This window comes from Erwinia aeris, from assembly GCF_041224955.1.
GTDB lineage: Bacteria > Pseudomonadota > Gammaproteobacteria > Enterobacterales > Enterobacteriaceae > Erwinia > Erwinia aeris.
This window is the reverse complement of the sequence record NZ_JBGFFX010000006.1, coordinates 63991-81934: the sequence shown is the minus strand read 5'-3', so window position 1 is coordinate 81934 and position 17944 is coordinate 63991. Positions and strand designations below refer to the sequence as shown.

Sequence of the window (17944 nt, the reverse complement as noted above, 5' to 3'; positions counted from 1 at the left end):
GATTGACGGTACAGGCACGCCGGGGCAGGAATACTTACACTTGCTGAACGGTTATTCTTAATTCCTTCATTTTTATAATCGATAAATCCGTTAAAATTGAAATATTAAGCGTCTTCAGTCTCGGCCGGCCCCGAAAAACAGCCAGGCTTTTCGACCGGCGAGATTGCTTTACCGACGCTAACTTTTGCCTTTGGAGAGCTGATAACAGGATGAACACCCGGCGCCGTTTTAAAATCATACTTGTGGTGCTCGCGGCTATCGCAGCGGGCGGACTTTACTGGTGGCACAGCCACGGCGAGCCGCAAAAAACAGCCGAACGCCCGCACGCTTCCGGCGGCGGTCGTAAAGCCGCAGGCGGCCCGCTGGCGCCGGTGCAGGCCGCCGCCGCCGCGCGTCAGAGCGTGCCGCAATACCTGACCGGGCTGGGCACCGTGGCCGCCGCCAATACCGTTACGCTGCGCAGCCGCGTCGATGGCGATCTGATGGCGCTTCACTTTACCGAAGGCCAGGAAGTTAAAGCGGGCCAGCTGCTGGCGGAAATCGATCCTCGCCCCTTCCAGGTCGCGCTGACGCAGGCGCAGGGCCAGCTGGCAAGAGATCAGGCGACGCTTGCCAACGCGCGTCGCGATCTGGCGCGGCTGGAGAAGCTGGTGAAAACCAACCTGGTTTCGCAGCAGGAGCTGGATACGCAGCGCGCGCTGGTCAGTGAAACCCTGGGCACGATCAAAGCGGACGAGGGCAGCGTTGCCAGCGCGCAGCTGAACCTGACCTACAGCCGCATCACCTCGCCCATTTCCGGCCGCGTCGGGCTGCGTCAGGTAGATATTGGCAACTATATCAGCAGCGGCGATACCAACGGCATCGTGGTGATCACCCAAACGCATCCTGTCGAGCTGGTGTTCAGCCTGCCTGAAAACCAGATCGAAACCCTGCTGAACGCGCAAAAAGCCGGGCAGCCGGTGCCGGTAGAAGCCTGGGACCGCAGCAACAAAACGCTGCTGGCGACCGGTTCGCTGCTGAGCATGGATAATCAGATCGACGTCACGACCGGTACGATTAAAGTCAAAGCGCAGTTCACTAATCAGGACGACCGCCTGTTTCCTAATCAGTTTGTCAACGCGCGTTTGCAGGTCAACACGCTGCACGACGCCATTGTTATCCCGGTAGCGGCGCTGCAAATGGGCAATGAGGGGCATTTTGTCTGGGTGGTTAACAGCGACGGCAAGGTCAGTAAAAAGACTATCACCGTCAGCGTGCAGGACAGCGAAAAAGCGATTGTGGATGCCGGACTGGATGAAGGCGAAAAAGTGGTGACCGACGGTATCGATCGCCTGACGGAAGGCGCCACGGTAGAAGTGGTCGCGCCGCAGGCCACGCCGCTGCCGGGCACCGGCACGCCGCCCGCTAAGGGAGCGCGCCAGTAATGCAGGTGATGCCTTCCAACCCCGGCGGCGGCCCTTCCCGCCAGTTTATTATGCGTCCGGTGGCAACCACGCTGCTGATGGTCGCTATCCTGCTGGCCGGTATTCTGGGCTACCGCTCGCTGCCCGTTTCGGCGCTGCCGGAGGTCGACTATCCCACCATTCAGGTGGTGACGCTCTACCCCGGCGCCAGCCCGGACGTGATGACCTCGGCCGTTACCGCGCCGCTGGAACGCCAGTTCGGCCAGATGTCGGGCTTAAAGCAGATGGCTTCGCAGAGTTCCGGCGGCGCGTCGGTCGTGACGCTACAGTTTCAGCTAACGCTGCCGCTGGACGTGGCCGAGCAGGAGGTGCAGGCCGCCATCAACGCCGCGACCAATCTGCTGCCGTCCGATCTGCCAAACCCGCCGGTTTACAGCAAGGTGAACCCCGCCGATCCGCCGATCATGACGCTGGCCGTAACCACCACCAGTATGCCGATGACCCAGGTGCAGGATATGGTGGAGACGCGCGTGGCGCAGAAGATTTCGCAGGTTTCCGGCGTGGGTCTGGTGACGCTCGCGGGCGGCCAGCGGCCAGCGGTGCGGGTGAAGCTCAACGCGCAGGCGCTGGCCTCGCTGGGCTTAACCAGCGAAACGGTGCGCACCGCTATCAGCAGCGCCAACGTTAATTCGGCTAAAGGCAGCCTGGACGGCCCGGAGCGCTCGATTACGCTTTCCGCCAACGATCAGATGAAGTCGGCGGAAGATTATCGGCAGCTGATTATCAGCTGGCAGAACGGCGCGCCGGTGCGCCTGCGCGACGTCGCTACCGTGGAACAGGGAGCGGAAAACAGCTGGCTGGGCGCCTGGGCTAACCGCCAGCAGGCTATCGTGCTTAATATTCAGCGGCAGCCGGGCGCAAACATTATCACCACCGCCGACAGCATTCGCCAGATGCTGCCCGCGCTGACCGCCTCCCTGCCGAAGTCGGTCGAGGTCAAAGTGCTGACCGACCGCACCACCAATATTCGCGCCTCGGTCAACGACGTGCAGTTCGAGCTGATGCTGGCAATCGCGCTGGTGGTGATGATCATCTATCTGTTTCTGCGCAACGTGCCGGCAACGATTATTCCGGCGGTCGCGGTGCCGCTGTCGCTGGTCGGCACCTTTGCCGTGATCTACTTCCTCGGCTTCTCCGTCAATAACCTGACGCTGATGGCGTTGACCATCGCCACCGGCTTTGTGGTCGATGACGCTATCGTGGTAATTGAAAATATCTCCCGCTATATCGAAAAAGGCGAAAAGCCGCTGGACGCGGCGCTGAAGGGCGCGGGCGAGATCGGCTTTACCATTATCTCACTGACCTTCTCGCTGATTGCGGTGCTGATCCCGCTGCTGTTTATGGGCGATATCGTCGGCAGGCTGTTCCGCGAGTTTGCCGTTACGCTGGCGGTATCAATCCTGATTTCCGCCGTGGTGTCGCTGACGCTGACGCCGATGATGTGCGCGCGGATGCTCAGCGTGGAATCCTTGCGCAAGCAGAACCGCTTTTCGCGCGCCAGCGAGGCGATGTTCGATCGCGTCATTGCCGCCTATGGCCGCTTTCTCAAGCGCGTGCTGGATCACCAGTGGCTGACGCTTGGCGTGGCGCTCGGCACGCTGGCCATCACCGTGCTGCTGTGGATAGCTATCCCGAAAGGCTTTTTCCCCTTGCAGGATAACGGCATTATTCAGGGCACGGTGCAGGCGCCGCAGTCGGTTTCCTGGGCCAGCATGGCGCAGCGCCAGCAGCAGGTCGCGTCGATTATTATGAAAGATCCGGCGGTACAGAGCCTGACCTCGTTTGTCGGCGTGGACGGCACCAATCCGGCGCTGAACAGCGGACGGCTGCAAATCAACCTTAAGCCGCTGGACGAGCGTGAGGATCGCATTCCGGCGGTGATTGCCCGTTTACAGCAGGCGGTCGCCGCCCTGCCCGGCATTAATCTTTATCTTCAGCCGGTGCAGGATCTCACCATCGATACCCAGCTCAGCCGCACGCAGTATCAGTTTACGCTGCAAACCGGCTCGCTGGATTCGCTGAGCCTGTGGGTGCCGAAGCTCACCGAGGCGCTGAACCAGCTGCCACAGCTAAAGGATGTCAGCAGCGACTGGCAGGATCGCGGGCTGGAAGCCTATATCAAGGTGGATCGCGATAACGCCAGCCGTCTTGGCATCAGCATGGCGGACGTCGACAACGCGCTCTATAACGCCTTTGGTCAGCGGCTGATCTCCACTATCTATACCCAGGCCAGCCAGTATCGCGTGGTGTTGGAAAACGATATTTCCGCCACGCCGGGCCTGGCCGCGCTGGAATCGATTCGCCTGACCAGCACCGACGGCGGCAGCGTGCCGCTCAGCGCTATTGCCAGCGTGGAGCAGCGTCACGGCGCGTTAAGCATCAATCATCTGGATCAGTTCCCTTCCACCACCTTCTCGTTTAACGTCCGCGACGGCTATTCGCTGGAGGAGGCGGTGAACGCCATTACTCAGGCTGAACAGACGATGGCAATGCCCGCCGAGATCGTCACGAAGTTCCAGGGCAGCACGCTGGCGTTTCAGGCGGCGCTCTCCAGCACCGTCTGGCTGATCGTGGCCGCCGTGGTGGCGATGTATATCGTGCTGGGCGTGCTGTATGAAAGTTTTATCCATCCGATCACCATTCTTTCCACGCTGCCGACGGCGGGCGTCGGCGCGCTGCTGGCGCTGATGCTCAGCGGCAACGAGCTGGATGTGATCGCCATTATCGGCATCATTCTGCTGATCGGCATCGTGAAGAAAAACGCCATTATGATGATTGACTTCGCGCTGGCGGCGGAGCGCGAACAGGGCATGACGCCTTATGACGCGATCTATCAGGCCTGCCTGCTGCGCTTCCGGCCGATCCTGATGACCACGCTGGCGGCGCTGCTGGGCGCGCTGCCGCTGATGCTGAGCACCGGCGTCGGCGCCGAGCTGCGGCATCCGCTGGGCGTGGCGATGGTGGGCGGCCTGATCGTCAGCCAGGTGCTGACGCTGTTCACCACGCCGGTCATCTATCTGCTGTTCGATCGCCTGGCGCAGGCCGCCCGTCGTCGTCTGCCGTCGAAGGAGGCGCAGTGAAATTTTTTGCGCTGTTTATTCACCGTCCGGTCGCCACTATTCTGCTGACCATCGCCATCGCGCTGGCGGGCGCGCTGAGCTTTCGCCTGCTGCCGGTCGCGCCGCTGCCGCAGGTCGATTTCCCGGTGATTTTAATCTCCGCTTCGCTGCCCGGCGCATCGCCGGAGACGATGGCTTCGTCAGTGGCCACGCCGCTGGAGCGGTCGCTGGGCCGCATCGCGGGCGTCAGCGAGATGACCTCCACCAGCTCGCTGGGCAGCACGCGCATCATTCTGGTTTTTGATTACGATCGCGATATCAACGGCGCGGCGCGCGACGTGCAGGGCGCGATCAACGCGGCGCAAAGCCTGCTGCCGACGGGGATGCCGAGCCGGCCGACCTGGCGCAAAATCAACCCTTCCGACGCGCCGATTATGATTATGACGCTGACGTCGGATGCCTGGTCGCAGGGCGATCTGTACGACTACGCCTCTACCCAGCTGGCGCAGAAGCTGGCGCAGATCGAGGGCGTGGGCGACGTCTCCGTAGGCGGCAGCTCGCTGCCAGCGGTGCGCGTGGATCTGAATCCGCAGGCGCTGTTTAACCAGGGCGTGTCGCTGGACGCGGTGCGCACGGCTATCAGCAACGCCAACCAGCGCAGGCCGCAGGGCGCGATTGAAGACAGCCATCAACGCTGGCAGATCAAAACCAACGACGAGCTGAAAACGGCGGCGGAGTATCAGCCGCTGATCGTGCACTACAGCAACGGCGCGGCGGTGCGGCTCCAGGATGTCGCCAACGTCACCGACTCGGTGCAGGACGTGCGCAACGCCGGGATGGCCAACGCTAAACCGGCGATTTTGCTGCTGATCCGCAAGCTGCCCGAAGCCAATATTATCGATACCGTCGATCGTATTCGCGCGGCGGTGCCGGAGCTGCGCAACAGCATTCCCGCCTCCATTCAGCTGGATGTCGCGCAGGATCGCTCACCAACTATCCGCGCGTCGCTGGCCGAAGTGGAACAGTCGCTGGTTATTTCCGTCGGGCTGGTAATCCTGGTGGTGTTCGCCTTCTTGCGTTCGGGCCGCGCCACGCTGATCCCTGCCGTTGCCGTGCCGGTATCGCTGATCGGCACCTTTGCCGCCATGTATCTCTGCGGCTTCAGCCTCAACAACCTGTCGCTGATGGCGCTGACGGTGGCGACGGGGTTTGTGGTGGATGACGCCATCGTGGTGCTGGAAAATATTTCCCGCCACGTGGAGGCGGGCATGAAGCCGATTCAGGCCGCGCTGCAGGGAACGCGCGAGGTCGGCTTTACCGTGCTGTCGATGAGCCTGTCGCTGGTGGCGGTGTTCCTGCCGTTGCTGATGCTCGGCGGGCTGATTGGCCGCTTTTTCCGCGAGTTCGCCGTGACGCTCTCCGTCTCCATTATCATTTCGCTGCTGATCTCGGTGACGCTGACGCCGATGATGTGCGGCCGCCTGCTGAAAGCGCATCCCCGCCGCGAGCAGCCGCGCCTGCGCGGTTTCGGCCGCGTGCTGACGGGCATTCAGCAGGGCTACGGCCGCTCGCTGAACTGGGTGCTGAACCATTCGCGCTGGACGCTGCTGGTGTTTATCGCCACCATCGGCCTGACCATGTACCTGTACGTCGTGGTGCCGAAAACCTTTATGCCAGAGCAGGATACCGGGCGGCTGATGGGCTTTATCCAGGCGGATCAGAGCATCTCTTTCCAGTCGATGCGCGGCAAGCTGGAAGATTTTATGAAAATCGTCCGTGACGATCCGGCGGTGGAAAGCGTGGTCGGCTTTACCGGCGGCTCGCGCACCAACAGCGGCTCAATGTTTATTTCGCTTAAACCGCTCAGCGAACGCAGCGACAGCGCCCAGGCGGTGATCGCCCGGCTACGCGGCAAGCTGGCGAAAGAACCGGGCGCGAGCCTGTTTTTAATGGCGGTACAGGATTTAAGAGTGGGCGGGCGCGAGTCGAACGCGGGCTATCAGTACACGTTGCTGTCGGACGATCTGGACGATTTGCGCAGCTGGGAGCCGAAAATTCGTCAGGCGTTTTCTAAGCTGCCCGAGCTGGCGGACGTTAACTCCGATCAGCAGGACAAAGGCGCCGAGATGGCGCTGGTTTACGATCGCACCCGCATGGCGCAGCTGGGCATCAACGTCGCCGACGCCAACAGCCTGCTGAATAACGCCTTCGGCCAGCGGCAGATCTCCACCATTTACCAGCCGCTGAATCAGTATAAGGTGGTGATGGAGGTCGACCCGCGCTATACCCAGGACGTCAGCTCGCTGGATCTGATGTACGTGATCAACAACGACGGCAAGGCGATTCCGCTTTCCGGCTTTGCGAAGTGGCAGCCCGCCAACGCGCCGCTGTCGGTGAACCATGAGGGGCTTTCCGCCGCTTCGACGGTGTCGTTTAACCTGCCGGAAGGCGTCTCGCTTTCTCAGGCGTCCGAGGCTATCGAGCGCAGCATGACCGCGCTGGGCGTACCGTCCAGCGTGCGCGGCAGCTTTGCCGGCACGGCGCAGATCTTTCAGGAGACGCAAAGCAGCCAGCTGTGGCTGATCCTGGCCGCCATCGCCACCGTTTATATCGTGCTGGGCATTCTTTACGAGAGCTATGTGCATCCGCTGACTATCCTCTCCACCCTGCCCTCTGCGGGCGTGGGCGCGCTGCTGGCGCTGGAGCTGTTTGGCGCGCCCTTCAGCCTGATTGCGCTGATCGGCATTCTGCTGCTGATCGGCATCGTGAAAAAGAACGCTATCATGATGGTCGACTTCGCGCTGGATGCGCAGCGCAACGGCAATCTGAGCGCGCGCGAGGCGATCTTCCAGGCCAGCCTGCTGCGCTTCCGCCCCATTATGATGACCACGCTGGCGGCGCTGTTGGGCGCGCTGCCGCTGGTGCTGACCACGGGCGACGGCGCGGAGCTGCGCCAGCCGCTGGGGATCACCATCGTCGGCGGCCTGGTGATGAGCCAGCTGCTGACGCTCTACACCACGCCGGTGGTTTATCTCTATATGGATAAGCTGCGCAGAAAACCGGCCGCGCGCAGGCGCGCAGGCGCGACCGGCTGATGGAGACGCTTCCGGCCGGCGTGCGCTGGCAGCTGTGGATTGTGGCGTTCGGCTTCTTTATGCAGTCGCTGGACACCACTATCGTCAACACCGCGCTGCCCGCGATGGCGCACAGCCTGCACCAGGATCCACTGCGTATGCATTCGGTGGTGGTTTCCTACGTGCTGACCGTCGCGGTGATGCTGCCGGTCAGCGGCTGGCTGGCCGATCGCTTCGGCGTGCGCAATATCTTCTTCAGCGCCATCGTGCTGTTCAGCGTTGGTTCGCTGTTCTGCGCGCTCTCCTCCACGCTTGACCAGCTAATCGCCTCGCGCGTGCTGCAAGGATTAGGCGGCGCGATGATGGTGCCGGTCGGCAGGCTGACGGTGATGAAGCTGGTGCCGCGCGCGCAGTATATGGCCGCGATGACCTTTGTGACGCTGCCGGGCCAGATCGGCCCGCTGCTGGGGCCGGTTCTGGGTGGCGCGCTGGTGCAGTACGCCAGCTGGCACTGGATTTTCCTGCTGAACCTGCCGGTCGGCCTGGCGGGCGCGGCGGCAACGCTGCTGCTGCTGCCCGATCTGCGCCTGCCGCGCCGCCGCTTTGACTTTCGCGGTTTTCTGCTGCTGGCCGCAGGCATGGCGACGCTGACGCTGGCGCTGGACGGCTCGCGCGGCGCCGTTTTTTCTCCGCTGCTGCTCTGTTTGCTTATCCTGACGGGCGTCCTGGCCCTGCTGTCCTATCTGCTCTATGCCCGCGCCAACGACCAGGCGCTGTTCAGCCTGAAGCTGTTCGACAACCGTATTTATTCTGTCGGCCTGTTGGGCAGCCTTACCGGGCGGATCGGCAGCGGCATGCTGCCTTTTATGACGCCGATCTTCCTGCAGGTCGGCATGGGCTATACGCCTTTTCACGCGGGGCTGATGATGATCCCGATGGTGCTGGGCAATATGGGCATGAAGCGCATTGTGGTGCAGATCGTTAACCGTTTCGGCTACCGTAACGTGCTGGTCGGCGCTACCGTCGCCCTGGCGCTGGTGGTGCTGCTGTTCCCGGTGACGGCGCTGCTTGGCTGGGAGACGCTGCTGCCGCTGGTGCTGTTCCTGCAGGGCATGGTTAACGCCATTCGTTTTTCGGCCATGAACACGCTGACGCTGAAGGATTTGCCGGACGAGCTGGCCAGCAGCGGCAACAGCCTGCTGTCGATGGTGATGCAGCTGTCGACGAGCGTGGGCGTCACGCTGGCCGGGCTGCTGCTCGGCACCTTTGCTGCTCAACAGTCGCAGCCTGAGCTGATGCAGCAGGCCTTTATTTCAACCTGGATCTGTATGGCGGCGGTGATTGTTCTGCCCGCGCTGGTGTTTCGCCACGTGCCGCCAGACGTCACCAAAAACGTGGTGCTGAGCCGTCGGAGAAAGCCCTGAATGTTTGCAAAATTACGTATCGGCATCACCGCCAAGCTGTTTATCGCTATTTTTTCCACCTGTATGCTGGTGCTGATCACCATGCACTGGGGCGTGCGCCTCAGCTTTGAGCACGGCTTTATCGACTATATCAAAAAAGGCAACGAGCAGCGGCTGGGGCTGCTGAGCGACGCGCTGGCCGATCAGTATGAGCAGCACGGCAACTGGGACTTTCTGCGCCATAACAACAAGCTGGTGTTTCAGATCCTGCATTCGCTGGAGCAGAACCCGGAGGCGAATAATCAGCTGCCGCCGCACGGCTGGCGCACGCAGTTCTGGATCATCGATCAGCAATATCGCGTGATGATGGGGCCGCGCGGGCCGGTGCCGCCGGAAGGCACCCGCCGCAGCATTACCACCAGCAGCGGCCATATCGTGGGCTGGGTGATCGGCTCGCCGCCGGAAAGGCTGACCCGCAGCGCAGATATTAACTTCGATCAGCAGCAGAAGCGCACCAGCTGGATGATTGTCGGCCTGACCATGCTGCTGGCGGCGCTGGTGACCTGGCTGATGTCGCGCGGCCTGCTCGCGCCGGTGAAAAGGCTGGTCGAGGGCACGCATCACCTGGCCGCCGGGGATTTCGCCACGCGCGTTAAGGCCGACAGCCGCGACGAGCTGGGCCGCCTGGGCCAGGATTTTAACCGACTGGCCAGCACGCTGGAGAAAAACGAAAGTATGCGGCGGGCTTTTATGGCGGATATTTCGCACGAGCTGCGCACGCCGCTGGCGATCCTGCGTGGCGAGCTGGAGGCCATTCAGGACGGCGTGCGCAAGCTGACGCCGGAGTCGATTGTCTCTCTACAGGGTGAAGTCGCGACGCTGACCAAACTGGTGGAGGACGTGCATCAGCTTTCACTCTCTGACGAAGGCGCGCTGGCCTATCGCCGCAGCGATATCGATCTGGTGCCGCTGCTGGAAATGGTCGCCGCGAATTTTGCGGGACGTTACCAAAGCCGACATCTGACTTTGCAGCTTCGCCTGCCCGATTCCGCACCGCTGTTTGGCGATCCGGATCGCCTGATGCAGCTGTTCACCAACCTGATGGAAAACAGCCTGCGCTATACCGATGCGGGCGGCGGCCTGGTGGTGACGCTGCGCGCGGAACAGGGCCAGCAAATTATCGATTTTGAGGACAGCGCGCCGGGCATTACCGACGAGCAGCGCGAGCAGATTTTTGAGCGTTTCTACCGGGCGGAAAGCTCGCGCAACCGCGCCAGCGGCGGTTCCGGCCTGGGGCTGGCCATCTGTCAGAATATCGTGGAGGCGCACGAGGGCGCGATCAAAGCGGATCACTCTGCTGCCGGTGGCCTTAAAATTACGGTACACTTACCCGCAAGACTAACCCGGGCGTAATGCGCCTGCTTGCAAAGAAGAGTGTCATGAATCAGGAACCGCTTAGCCCACTGATCCTGGTGGTTGAGGATGAACCCAAGCTCGGCCAGCTGCTGGTCGATTATTTGCAGGCCGCCAATTACCGCACGCATCATCTGCTGCGCGGCGACGAGGTGCTGGAATGGGTTAAGCAGACGCCGCCGGATCTGATGCTGCTGGATTTAATGCTGCCGGGCGTGGATGGCCTGACGCTGTGCCGCGAGCTGCGCCGTTTCTCTGAGCTGCCGGTGATTATGGTTACCGCCAGAACGGAAGAGATCGACCGGCTGCTGGGGCTGGAGATTGGCGCCGACGACTATATCTGCAAGCCTTTCAGCCCGCGTGAAGTGGTCGCGCGGGTGAAAACTATCCTCAAGCGCTGCAAGCGTACGCCGGAAGAGGCGCAAAAAGCGTCGCTGCTGGTGGTGGATGAAGCGCGTTTTCAGGCCAGCTGGAACAGCACGCCGCTGGAGCTAACGCCCGCCGAGTTTCGCCTGCTGAAAACGCTGGCGCATGAGCCAGGCAAAGTCTTTTCGCGCGAGATGCTGCTGAACCATCTGTATGACGACTATCGCGTGGTGACCGACCGCACCATCGACAGCCATATCAAGAATCTGCGCCGCAAGCTGGAGGCGCTGGATGCCGATCAGCCCTTTATCCGCGCGGTCTACGGCATGGGCTACCGCTGGGAAGCGGACGTGTGCCGCTTGATCTAGCGCAATTTACATTCCTGCCGCCAGCTTTTACAATCCCCGCACATTTTGTAAGGCCGTCATACGGCCTTATGCCAGGATTGAGACCTCTATGTTTAAACCAGAACTGCTTTCTCCCGCCGGCTCGCTGAAAAACATGCGCTACGCCTTTGCCTATGGCGCGGACGCCGTCTATGCCGGTCAGCCTCGCTACAGCCTGCGCGTGCGCAACAATGAGTTCAACCACGAAAATCTGGCTATCGGCATCAGTGAAGCGCACGCGCAGGGAAAGCGATTCTACGTCGTGGTGAATATCGCGCCGCATAACGCCAAGCTGAAAACCTTTATCCGCGATCTGACGCCCGTCGTGGCGATGGGGCCGGACGCGCTGATTATGTCCGATCCCGGTTTAATTATGATGGTGCGCGATGCCTTCCCGGAGATGGACGTTCACCTTTCCGTGCAGGCCAACGCGGTCAACTGGGCCACGGTCAGGTTCTGGCAGCAGATGGGGCTGACGCGCGTTATCCTCTCGCGCGAGCTTTCGCTGGAGGAGATCGCCGAAATCCGCGAGCGCGTGCCGGAAATGGAACTGGAAATTTTCGTGCACGGCGCGCTCTGCATGGCCTATTCCGGCCGCTGCCTGCTTTCCGGCTATATCAACAAGCGCGACCCGAATCAGGGCACCTGCACCAACGCCTGCCGCTGGGAATATAAGGTGCAGGAAGGCAAAGAGGATGAAATCGGCAATATCGTGCACCAGTATCAGCCCATTCCGGTAAAAAACGTCGAGCCGACGCTGGGCGTGGGCCAGCCAACCGACAAAGTCTTTATGATTGAGGAAGCCATGCGTCCCGGCGAGTATATGACCGCCTTTGAGGATGAGCACGGCACCTATATTATGAACTCCAAAGATCTGCGCGCGGTGGCGCACGTGGAGCAGCTGACGAAGATGGGCGTGCACTCGCTGAAAATTGAAGGCCGTACCAAATCGCATTATTACTGCGCCCGCACCGCGCAGGTTTATCGTCGCGCCATCGATGACGCCGCCGCAGGCAAACCCTTCGATGCCTCCCTGCTGGAAACGCTGGAAGGCCTGGCCCATCGCGGCTATACGGAAGGCTTTTTACGCCGCCACACGCATGACAGCTACCAGACTTACGACCGCAGCTTCTCCGCTTCCGAGCGCCAGCAGTTTGTCGGCGAGTTTACCGGCGAACGCCGTGGCGACATGGCGCTGGTCGAAGTAAAAAACAAGTTCAGCCTGGGCGACAGCCTGGAGCTGATGACGCCGGCAGGCAACGTCAATTTCCGCCTGGAGCAGATGGAAAATCAAAAAGGCCAACCGACCAGCGTCGCGCCGGGCAACGGCCACTTTGTCTGGATCCCGGTGCCGGAAGCGATCGACCTCGCTTTCGCGCTGCTGATGCGCAATTTTCCTGAATCGGCATAACGTTCAGGGTGCTAAAAGTTTCCTGACGTGACTTTTAGAATGCCATCACATTCCGGCGCGCCGTTTCCGGTTATGATGCACGGGCCTCGAATGAAAAATTCTAAATAGCGGTTTTTAAAACCACCTCCTGGCCCGCCCGGCTCGCCGAGCGGGCCTTTCTTTTAGCCCACGGTTTTTTCCACCGATGGTCGGATGTGCTATAACAGAAGCTCGTCTGGCTAAGGCCATTTTGACAGGAAAAGAAGATGGACCAACAATCGCTTACGCTGGTAATCCTTAATGGTAAAGGTGCAGGTAATGAGGAACTGCGCGAAGCTATTCTGTCGCTGCGCGAGGAAGGACTGCAGATTGAAGTCCGCGTTACCTGGGAACACGGCGATGGCGAACGCTTCGTCAAAGAGGCGGTAGATCTGCACGCGGCGACCGTGGTTGCGGGCGGCGGCGACGGCACGATTAATGAAATCGCTACCGCGCTGGCGGGCGTGGATGCGCCGCTACGTCCGGTATTGGGGATTATTCCCCTCGGCACCGCCAACGATTTTGCCACCAGTGCGGGCATACCTGAAGAGATGGAGCACGCGCTGCGGCTGGCTATCGTCGGCAAGGCCACCTCCGTCGATCTGGCGCGGGTCAATCAGGATCGCTACTTTATCAATATGGCGACCGGCGGCTTCGGCACGCGTATTACCACCGAAACGCCGGAGAAGCTCAAATCAGCGCTGGGCGGCGTCTCTTATCTGATCCACGGCCTGTTGCGCATGGATACGCTTAAGGCGGACAGCTGCGAACTGCGCGGCCCGGACTTTAGCTGGCAGGGCGACGCGCTGGTGATCGGTATCGGCAACGGACGCCAGGCGGGCGGCGGCCAGCGGCTCTGTCCGACCGCGCTGATCAACGACGGCCGGCTGGAGCTGACCATTGTCACCTCAAAAGAAATTTTGCCGACGCTGTTTAACTCGCTGACCGGCGGCGATGATGAAAATCCAAACATCATTCGCGCTTCGCTGCCGTGGCTGGAAATTACCTCGCCAAACGAGATGGCCTTTAATCTTGATGGCGAACCGCTGCGCGGCACCACTTTCCGTATTGAGATTTTGCCCGCCGCGCTGGCCTGCCGCCTGCCGCCTTCCTGCGAGCTTCTGGCCTGACCGACCGGGGCCATTGCGCCCCGGTTTTGGACAGCGATGCATAAAGGCGAAGGCAGGCTTTTAGCCTTGTCCCACGCAGGCCGCCAGCCTGAACGTTCAGGGCGACCGGCGCTGACCGCAAGCCTTAGCGTTCAGGACGACCGGCGCTGACCGCCAGCCTTAACGTTCAGGGCGACCGGCACTGACCGCCAGCCTTAGCGTTCAGGGCAAACCGACGCTGACCGCCAGCCTTAGCGTTCAGGGCGAACCGGCGCTGACCGCCAGCCTTAACGTTCAGGGCAAACCGACGCTGACCGCCAGCCTTAGCGTTCAGGGCGAACCGGCACGCGCCCTCTTCCGCCGTTACCGATCTTATCTCCTGCCGCATAGCGGCGCCGTTTCCGTCTGGATGCTGAAAAGCGCGCTTCCGGTGGATCCGGCATCGGCTTCCGCCAGCAAAAATGCCTCTCTGCTCATAACAATGCTTTCACAAGTGTGATCGCTATCGGAGTTTCGTCGCCTGCAACTTGTATGGTAGTACGCCAGAACGTATTTTCTCCTCATTCTCTTCACCAGGACGACAAGAATGAAAATTGTAAAAGCGGAAGTCTTTGTTACCTGCCCCGGCAGGAACTTCGTTACGGTTAAGATCACCACGGATCAGGGGCTGACCGGCATCGGCGACGCCACGCTGAACGGCCGCGAGCTGCCGGTGGCCTCCTATCTGAAAGATCACGTTTGCCCGCAGCTGATCGGTCGCAACGCGCATCAGATCGAGGACATCTGGCAATATTTCTATAAAGGCGCCTACTGGCGTCGCGGCCCGGTGACCATGTCCGCCATTTCGGCTGTCGATCAGGCGCTGTGGGACATCAAAGGCAAAGCGGCCAATATGCCGGTCTACCAGCTGCTGGGCGGCGCCTCGCGTGAGGGCGTGATGGTTTACTGTCACACCACCGGCCACAGCATTGATGAAGTCATGGACGACTACGCAAAGCATAAAGAGATGGGCTTTAAGGCTATCCGCGCGCAGTGCGGCGTGCCGGGCATGAAAACCACCTACGGGATGGCCAAAGGCAAGGGCCTGGCCTACGAGCCGGCCACCAAAGGCGACTGGCCGGAAGAGCAGCTCTGGTCTACGGAAAAATACCTCGATTTTACCCCTAAACTGTTTGCCGCCATTCGCGACAGGTTCGGTTTTAATGAGCATCTGCTGCATGATATGCACCACCGCCTGACGCCGATTGAGGCCGCCCGCTTTGGTAAAAGCGTGGAAGATTACCGTCTGTTCTGGATGGAGGATCCGACGCCTGCCGAAAATCAGGAATGTTTCCGCCTGATCCGCCAGCACACCGTTACGCCGATTGCGGTAGGCGAAGTCTTCAACAGCATCTGGGACTGCAAGCAGCTGATAGAAGAGCAGCTGATCGACTATATCCGTACCACCATCACCCATGCGGGCGGCATTACCGGTATGCGCCGCATCGCCGATTTCGCTTCGCTTTATCAGGTACGTACCGGTTCGCACGGCCCGTCCGATCTGTCGCCAATCTGCATGGCGGCCGCGCTGCATTTTGACCTTTGGGTACCGAACTTCGGCGTGCAGGAATATATGGGCTATTCCGAACAGATGATGGAAGTGTTCCAGCACAGCTGGACTTTTGAAGACGGCTATATGCATCCGGGCGATAAACCGGGCCTGGGCATTGAGTTTGACGAGAAGCTGGCGGCGAAATACCCCTATGAGCCTGCCTACCTGCCGGTAGCCCGCCTTGAAGACGGCACTTTATGGAACTGGTGAGGAAAATAAAATGAAAAGCGTCGTTATTGCTAAACCCGGCGAGCTGGTAATTGAGGAGCGCGCCTTACCGGAGCCAGCCGCTGGCGAAGTACGGATAAAAATAGCCTATGCCAGCATCTGCGGTTCCGACGTGCATATCTGGCACGGCCACAATCCTTTCGCCCGCTATCCGCGCGTGATCGGCCACGAGTTTTTTGGCGTGATCGAGGCAGCAGGCCCGGGCGTAGAGGCATCGCGCGTTGGCGAGCGCGTAGCGGTCGATCCGGTGGTCAGCTGCGGCCACTGCTATCCCTGCTCCGTTGGTCGCCCCAACGTTTGTAGCGAGCTACAGGTGATCGGCGTCCACCGCGACGGCGGTTTTAGCGACTATGCCGTCGTACCGGCGCGCAACGCTTACGTGGTGCCGCCATCGATCCCCGATAAGCTCGCCAGCCTGATCGAGCCTTTTACCATCGCCGCCAATATCTGTGCTTTCCTGAAGCCCGTGCCGGACGATGTTGCGCTGATCTTCGGGGCCGGCCCGATGGGCTTAACCGCTATCCAGGCGCTGAAAGGCGTATTCAACGTGCGTAACGTCATTGTGGCGGACAGGCTGCCGGAAAGGCTGACGATGGCGCAAGAAAACGGCGCGGATACCGTGCTGGATAACAGCGAGATCCCGCTGGCTGCCCAGCTGGAAGGGGTCAAGCCAACGCTGATTATCGATGCCGCCTGCCATCCCGCTATTCTGGCCGAAGCCGTCGCGCTCGCTTCGCCAGCGGCGCGTATCGGGCTACTGGGTTTTTCCGGCGAGCCGTGCACCGTAACGCAGCAAAGCCTGACCAGCAAAGAGCTCTCCCTGTTTACCTCAAGGCTGAATAGCCACCGTTTCCCTCAGGTGATCGAGTGGATGGAAAAACGCCTGATCCAGCCAGAAAAGCTGGTCACGCATTATCTGCCGCTGAGCGAGGTGGAGGCAGCGATGACGCTGTTTGAAAAAGATCCGCGCAGCTGCTGCAAAGTTGTCCTTAAAGTCAGTTAACGAACGCCGGGCTTAACGGTCAGGGCGGTAGTCGGTAAGGGAGGGCCAGCCTCCCGTTACCAGGCTCCCTGAGTCGTCAAGAGAATCACTTAAAACCATAAGAAATAAGGATTTTATATGTTCAAGCATCTCCGCTGGACTATCGTACTCCTGCTGTTTCTGGTCTACATGATCAACTATCTCGATCGTGTGGCGCTCTCTCTGACCGTGCCGATGATTGAAAAAGATCTGTTGCTGAACGCCGAACAGTTCGGTTTGATTTTCGGCAGCTTTTTCTTTGGCTATGCGATTTTCAACTTTGTTGGCGGCCTGGCCACCGATAAATATGGCCCGACGCTGGTGCTGGGGATTGCCGTCGGCCTGTGGTCGCTGTTCTGCGGCTTTACCGCGCTGGCTACCGGCTTCTGGTCGATGCTGATCCTGCGGGTGCTGTTTGGCATGGCCGAAGGGCCGATCTGCGCCTCGGCGAATAAGGCGATCAACGGCTGGTTTCCTAAAAAACAGGCCGCGACCGCGATGGGCTTTCTCAGCGCCGGTTCGCCGCTGGGCGGCGCGGTAGCCGGCCCGATTATCGGCTATCTGGCGCTGGCCTTCGGCTGGCGGCCGGCGTTTATGATTATTTGCTCTATTGGTATCGTCTGGATGGTGGCGTGGTTCTTTATCGCCGCGGATAACCCGTTAAAAAGCCGCCTTGTCAGCGCGCGCGAGCGTGAGCTGATTGCCAGTCTGAAAGCGGAGCAAACCACGCCGGACGAAGAGCTGGCGCAGGCGTCCCACGGCCTGGGCTACTATCTGCGCCAGCCGATTATCCTGGTGACCGCCTTTGCCTTCTTCTGCTACAACTATATTCTGTTTTTCTTCCTGAGCTGGTTCCCGGCCTATCTGGTGCAGGCGCATAACCTTGATATCAAATCGATGAGTATGACTACGGTGATCCCCTGGGTGGTGGGGTTCGTCGGGCTGGCGCTGGGCGGCTTAATCTCCGACAAAATCTTTAAGGTCACCGGTAAGCTCCTGCTCTCCAGAAAAATTGTGCTGGTGGTGTCGCTGCTGGCCGCCGCTATCTGCGTCGCTTTCGCCGGCTCGGTAAAAGGGGTTTATCCGGCCGTTATCCTGATGTCGGTCTCTATCTTTTTCCTCTATATCACCGGGGCTATCTACTGGGCGATTATTCAGGATGTGGTGCATAAAAGCCGCGTCGGCAGCATCAGCGGCTTTATCCACCTGATCGGCAGCCTTTCCGGCATTATCGGCCCTGTCGTTACCGGCTATATCGTGCACCACACCGGCAAGTTCGACAGCGCTTTCGTGCTGGCCGGCGTGATTGCCGCCGTGGGCGCGGTGCTGGTACTGCTGGTGATCAAAAGCCCGAAAAACGCGGCGGCGCGAGTTTCCGTCTGACTGGCGCATTGCGGCGCCT

General features: G+C 60.5%; 12 protein-coding genes. 11 read left to right on the top strand and 1 reads right to left on the bottom strand.

Annotation, left to right across the window (positions count from 1 at the left end):
• The first annotated feature begins 209 nt into the window (after nt 1-209).
• The 8 genes from AB6T85_RS11525 to yegS all read left to right on the top strand — a co-directional run bounded on the left by AB6T85_RS11525 (nt 210) and on the right by yegS (nt 13723).
• Nucleotides 210-1424, top strand: coding sequence for an MdtA/MuxA family multidrug efflux RND transporter periplasmic adaptor subunit (locus AB6T85_RS11525; RefSeq protein ID WP_301730475.1), 1215 nt, complete (start codon nt 210-212; stop codon nt 1422-1424).
• Nucleotides 1424-4543: an MdtB/MuxB family multidrug efflux RND transporter permease subunit gene (locus AB6T85_RS11520; protein WP_253460031.1), complete on the top strand. Its 3120-nt coding sequence runs from the start codon at nt 1424-1426 to the stop codon at nt 4541-4543. Before AB6T85_RS11525 ends, AB6T85_RS11520 begins: the two co-directional genes overlap by 1 nt.
• Nucleotides 4540-7617: a multidrug efflux RND transporter permease subunit MdtC gene (gene mdtC / locus AB6T85_RS11515; RefSeq protein WP_253460028.1), complete on the top strand. Its 3078-nt coding sequence runs from the start codon at nt 4540-4542 to the stop codon at nt 7615-7617. The genes AB6T85_RS11520 and mdtC overlap by 4 nt, the downstream gene beginning before the upstream one ends.
• Complete coding sequence (gene mdtD, locus AB6T85_RS11510; protein WP_369895620.1) at nt 7617-9020, top strand: multidrug transporter subunit MdtD; 1404 nt, start codon at nt 7617-7619, stop codon at nt 9018-9020. Before mdtC ends, mdtD begins: the two co-directional genes overlap by 1 nt.
• A complete protein-coding gene (baeS, locus tag AB6T85_RS11505; RefSeq protein WP_253460024.1) occupies nt 9021-10412 on the top strand; it encodes an envelope stress sensor histidine kinase BaeS in 1392 nt (463 codons plus the stop codon).
• Nucleotides 10413-10438: 26 nt separating this feature from the next.
• On the top strand, nt 10439-11146 hold the full coding sequence (gene baeR / locus AB6T85_RS11500) for an envelope stress response regulator BaeR (RefSeq protein ID WP_301251121.1): 708 nt from the start codon (nt 10439-10441) through the stop codon (nt 11144-11146).
• An 88-nt stretch (nt 11147-11234) separates the two neighbouring features.
• On the top strand, nt 11235-12575 hold the full coding sequence (trhP, locus tag AB6T85_RS11495) for a prephenate-dependent tRNA uridine(34) hydroxylase TrhP (protein ID WP_253460020.1): 1341 nt from the start codon (nt 11235-11237) through the stop codon (nt 12573-12575).
• 245 nt (nt 12576-12820) lie between these two features.
• Nucleotides 12821-13723, top strand: a complete 903-nt coding sequence (gene yegS, locus AB6T85_RS11490) for a lipid kinase YegS (RefSeq protein ID WP_301251123.1) — start codon at nt 12821-12823, stop codon at nt 13721-13723.
• Nucleotides 13724-13889: 166 nt separating this feature from the next.
• On the opposite strand, the gene AB6T85_RS11485 is transcribed toward yegS, so the two are convergent.
• A complete protein-coding gene (locus AB6T85_RS11485) occupies nt 13890-14090 on the bottom strand; it encodes a hypothetical protein (RefSeq protein ID WP_369895618.1) in 201 nt (66 codons plus the stop codon).
• Nucleotides 14091-14288: 198 nt separating this feature from the next.
• On the opposite strand from AB6T85_RS11485, the gene manD reads away from it, so the two are divergent.
• The 3 genes from manD to AB6T85_RS11470 all read left to right on the top strand — a co-directional run bounded on the left by manD (nt 14289) and on the right by AB6T85_RS11470 (nt 17925).
• Nucleotides 14289-15503: a D-mannonate dehydratase ManD gene (gene manD, locus AB6T85_RS11480; protein WP_301251126.1), complete on the top strand. Its 1215-nt coding sequence runs from the start codon at nt 14289-14291 to the stop codon at nt 15501-15503.
• A 10-nt stretch (nt 15504-15513) separates the two neighbouring features.
• Complete coding sequence (locus AB6T85_RS11475; protein WP_369895616.1) at nt 15514-16524, top strand: Zn-dependent oxidoreductase; 1011 nt, start codon at nt 15514-15516, stop codon at nt 16522-16524.
• Nucleotides 16525-16641: 117 nt separating this feature from the next.
• A complete protein-coding gene (locus tag AB6T85_RS11470; RefSeq protein ID WP_253460011.1) occupies nt 16642-17925 on the top strand; it encodes an MFS transporter in 1284 nt (427 codons plus the stop codon).
• Nucleotides 17926-17944 lie beyond the last annotated feature (19 nt).

What these genes read in the sequence shown, in the direction of transcription:
- AB6T85_RS11525 (WP_301730475.1), top strand. Translation starts at nt 210, where the DNA reads ATGAACACCCGGCGCCGTTTTAAAATCATACTTGTGGTGCTCGCGGCT.
- AB6T85_RS11520 (WP_253460031.1), top strand. Translation starts at nt 1,424, where the DNA reads ATGCAGGTGATGCCTTCCAACCCCGGCGGCGGCCCTTCCCGCCAGTTT.
- mdtD (WP_369895620.1), top strand. Translation starts at nt 7,617, where the DNA reads ATGGAGACGCTTCCGGCCGGCGTGCGCTGGCAGCTGTGGATTGTGGCG.
- baeS (WP_253460024.1), top strand. Translation starts at nt 9,021, where the DNA reads ATGTTTGCAAAATTACGTATCGGCATCACCGCCAAGCTGTTTATCGCT.
- baeR (WP_301251121.1), top strand. Translation starts at nt 10,439, where the DNA reads ATGAATCAGGAACCGCTTAGCCCACTGATCCTGGTGGTTGAGGATGAA.
- trhP (WP_253460020.1), top strand. Translation starts at nt 11,235, where the DNA reads ATGTTTAAACCAGAACTGCTTTCTCCCGCCGGCTCGCTGAAAAACATG.
- yegS (WP_301251123.1), top strand. Translation starts at nt 12,821, where the DNA reads ATGGACCAACAATCGCTTACGCTGGTAATCCTTAATGGTAAAGGTGCA.
- AB6T85_RS11485 (WP_369895618.1), bottom strand. Translation starts at nt 14,090, where the DNA reads ATGCGGCAGGAGATAAGATCGGTAACGGCGGAAGAGGGCGCGTGCCGG.
- manD (WP_301251126.1), top strand. Translation starts at nt 14,289, where the DNA reads ATGAAAATTGTAAAAGCGGAAGTCTTTGTTACCTGCCCCGGCAGGAAC.
- AB6T85_RS11475 (WP_369895616.1), top strand. Translation starts at nt 15,514, where the DNA reads ATGAAAAGCGTCGTTATTGCTAAACCCGGCGAGCTGGTAATTGAGGAG.
- AB6T85_RS11470 (WP_253460011.1), top strand. Translation starts at nt 16,642, where the DNA reads ATGTTCAAGCATCTCCGCTGGACTATCGTACTCCTGCTGTTTCTGGTC.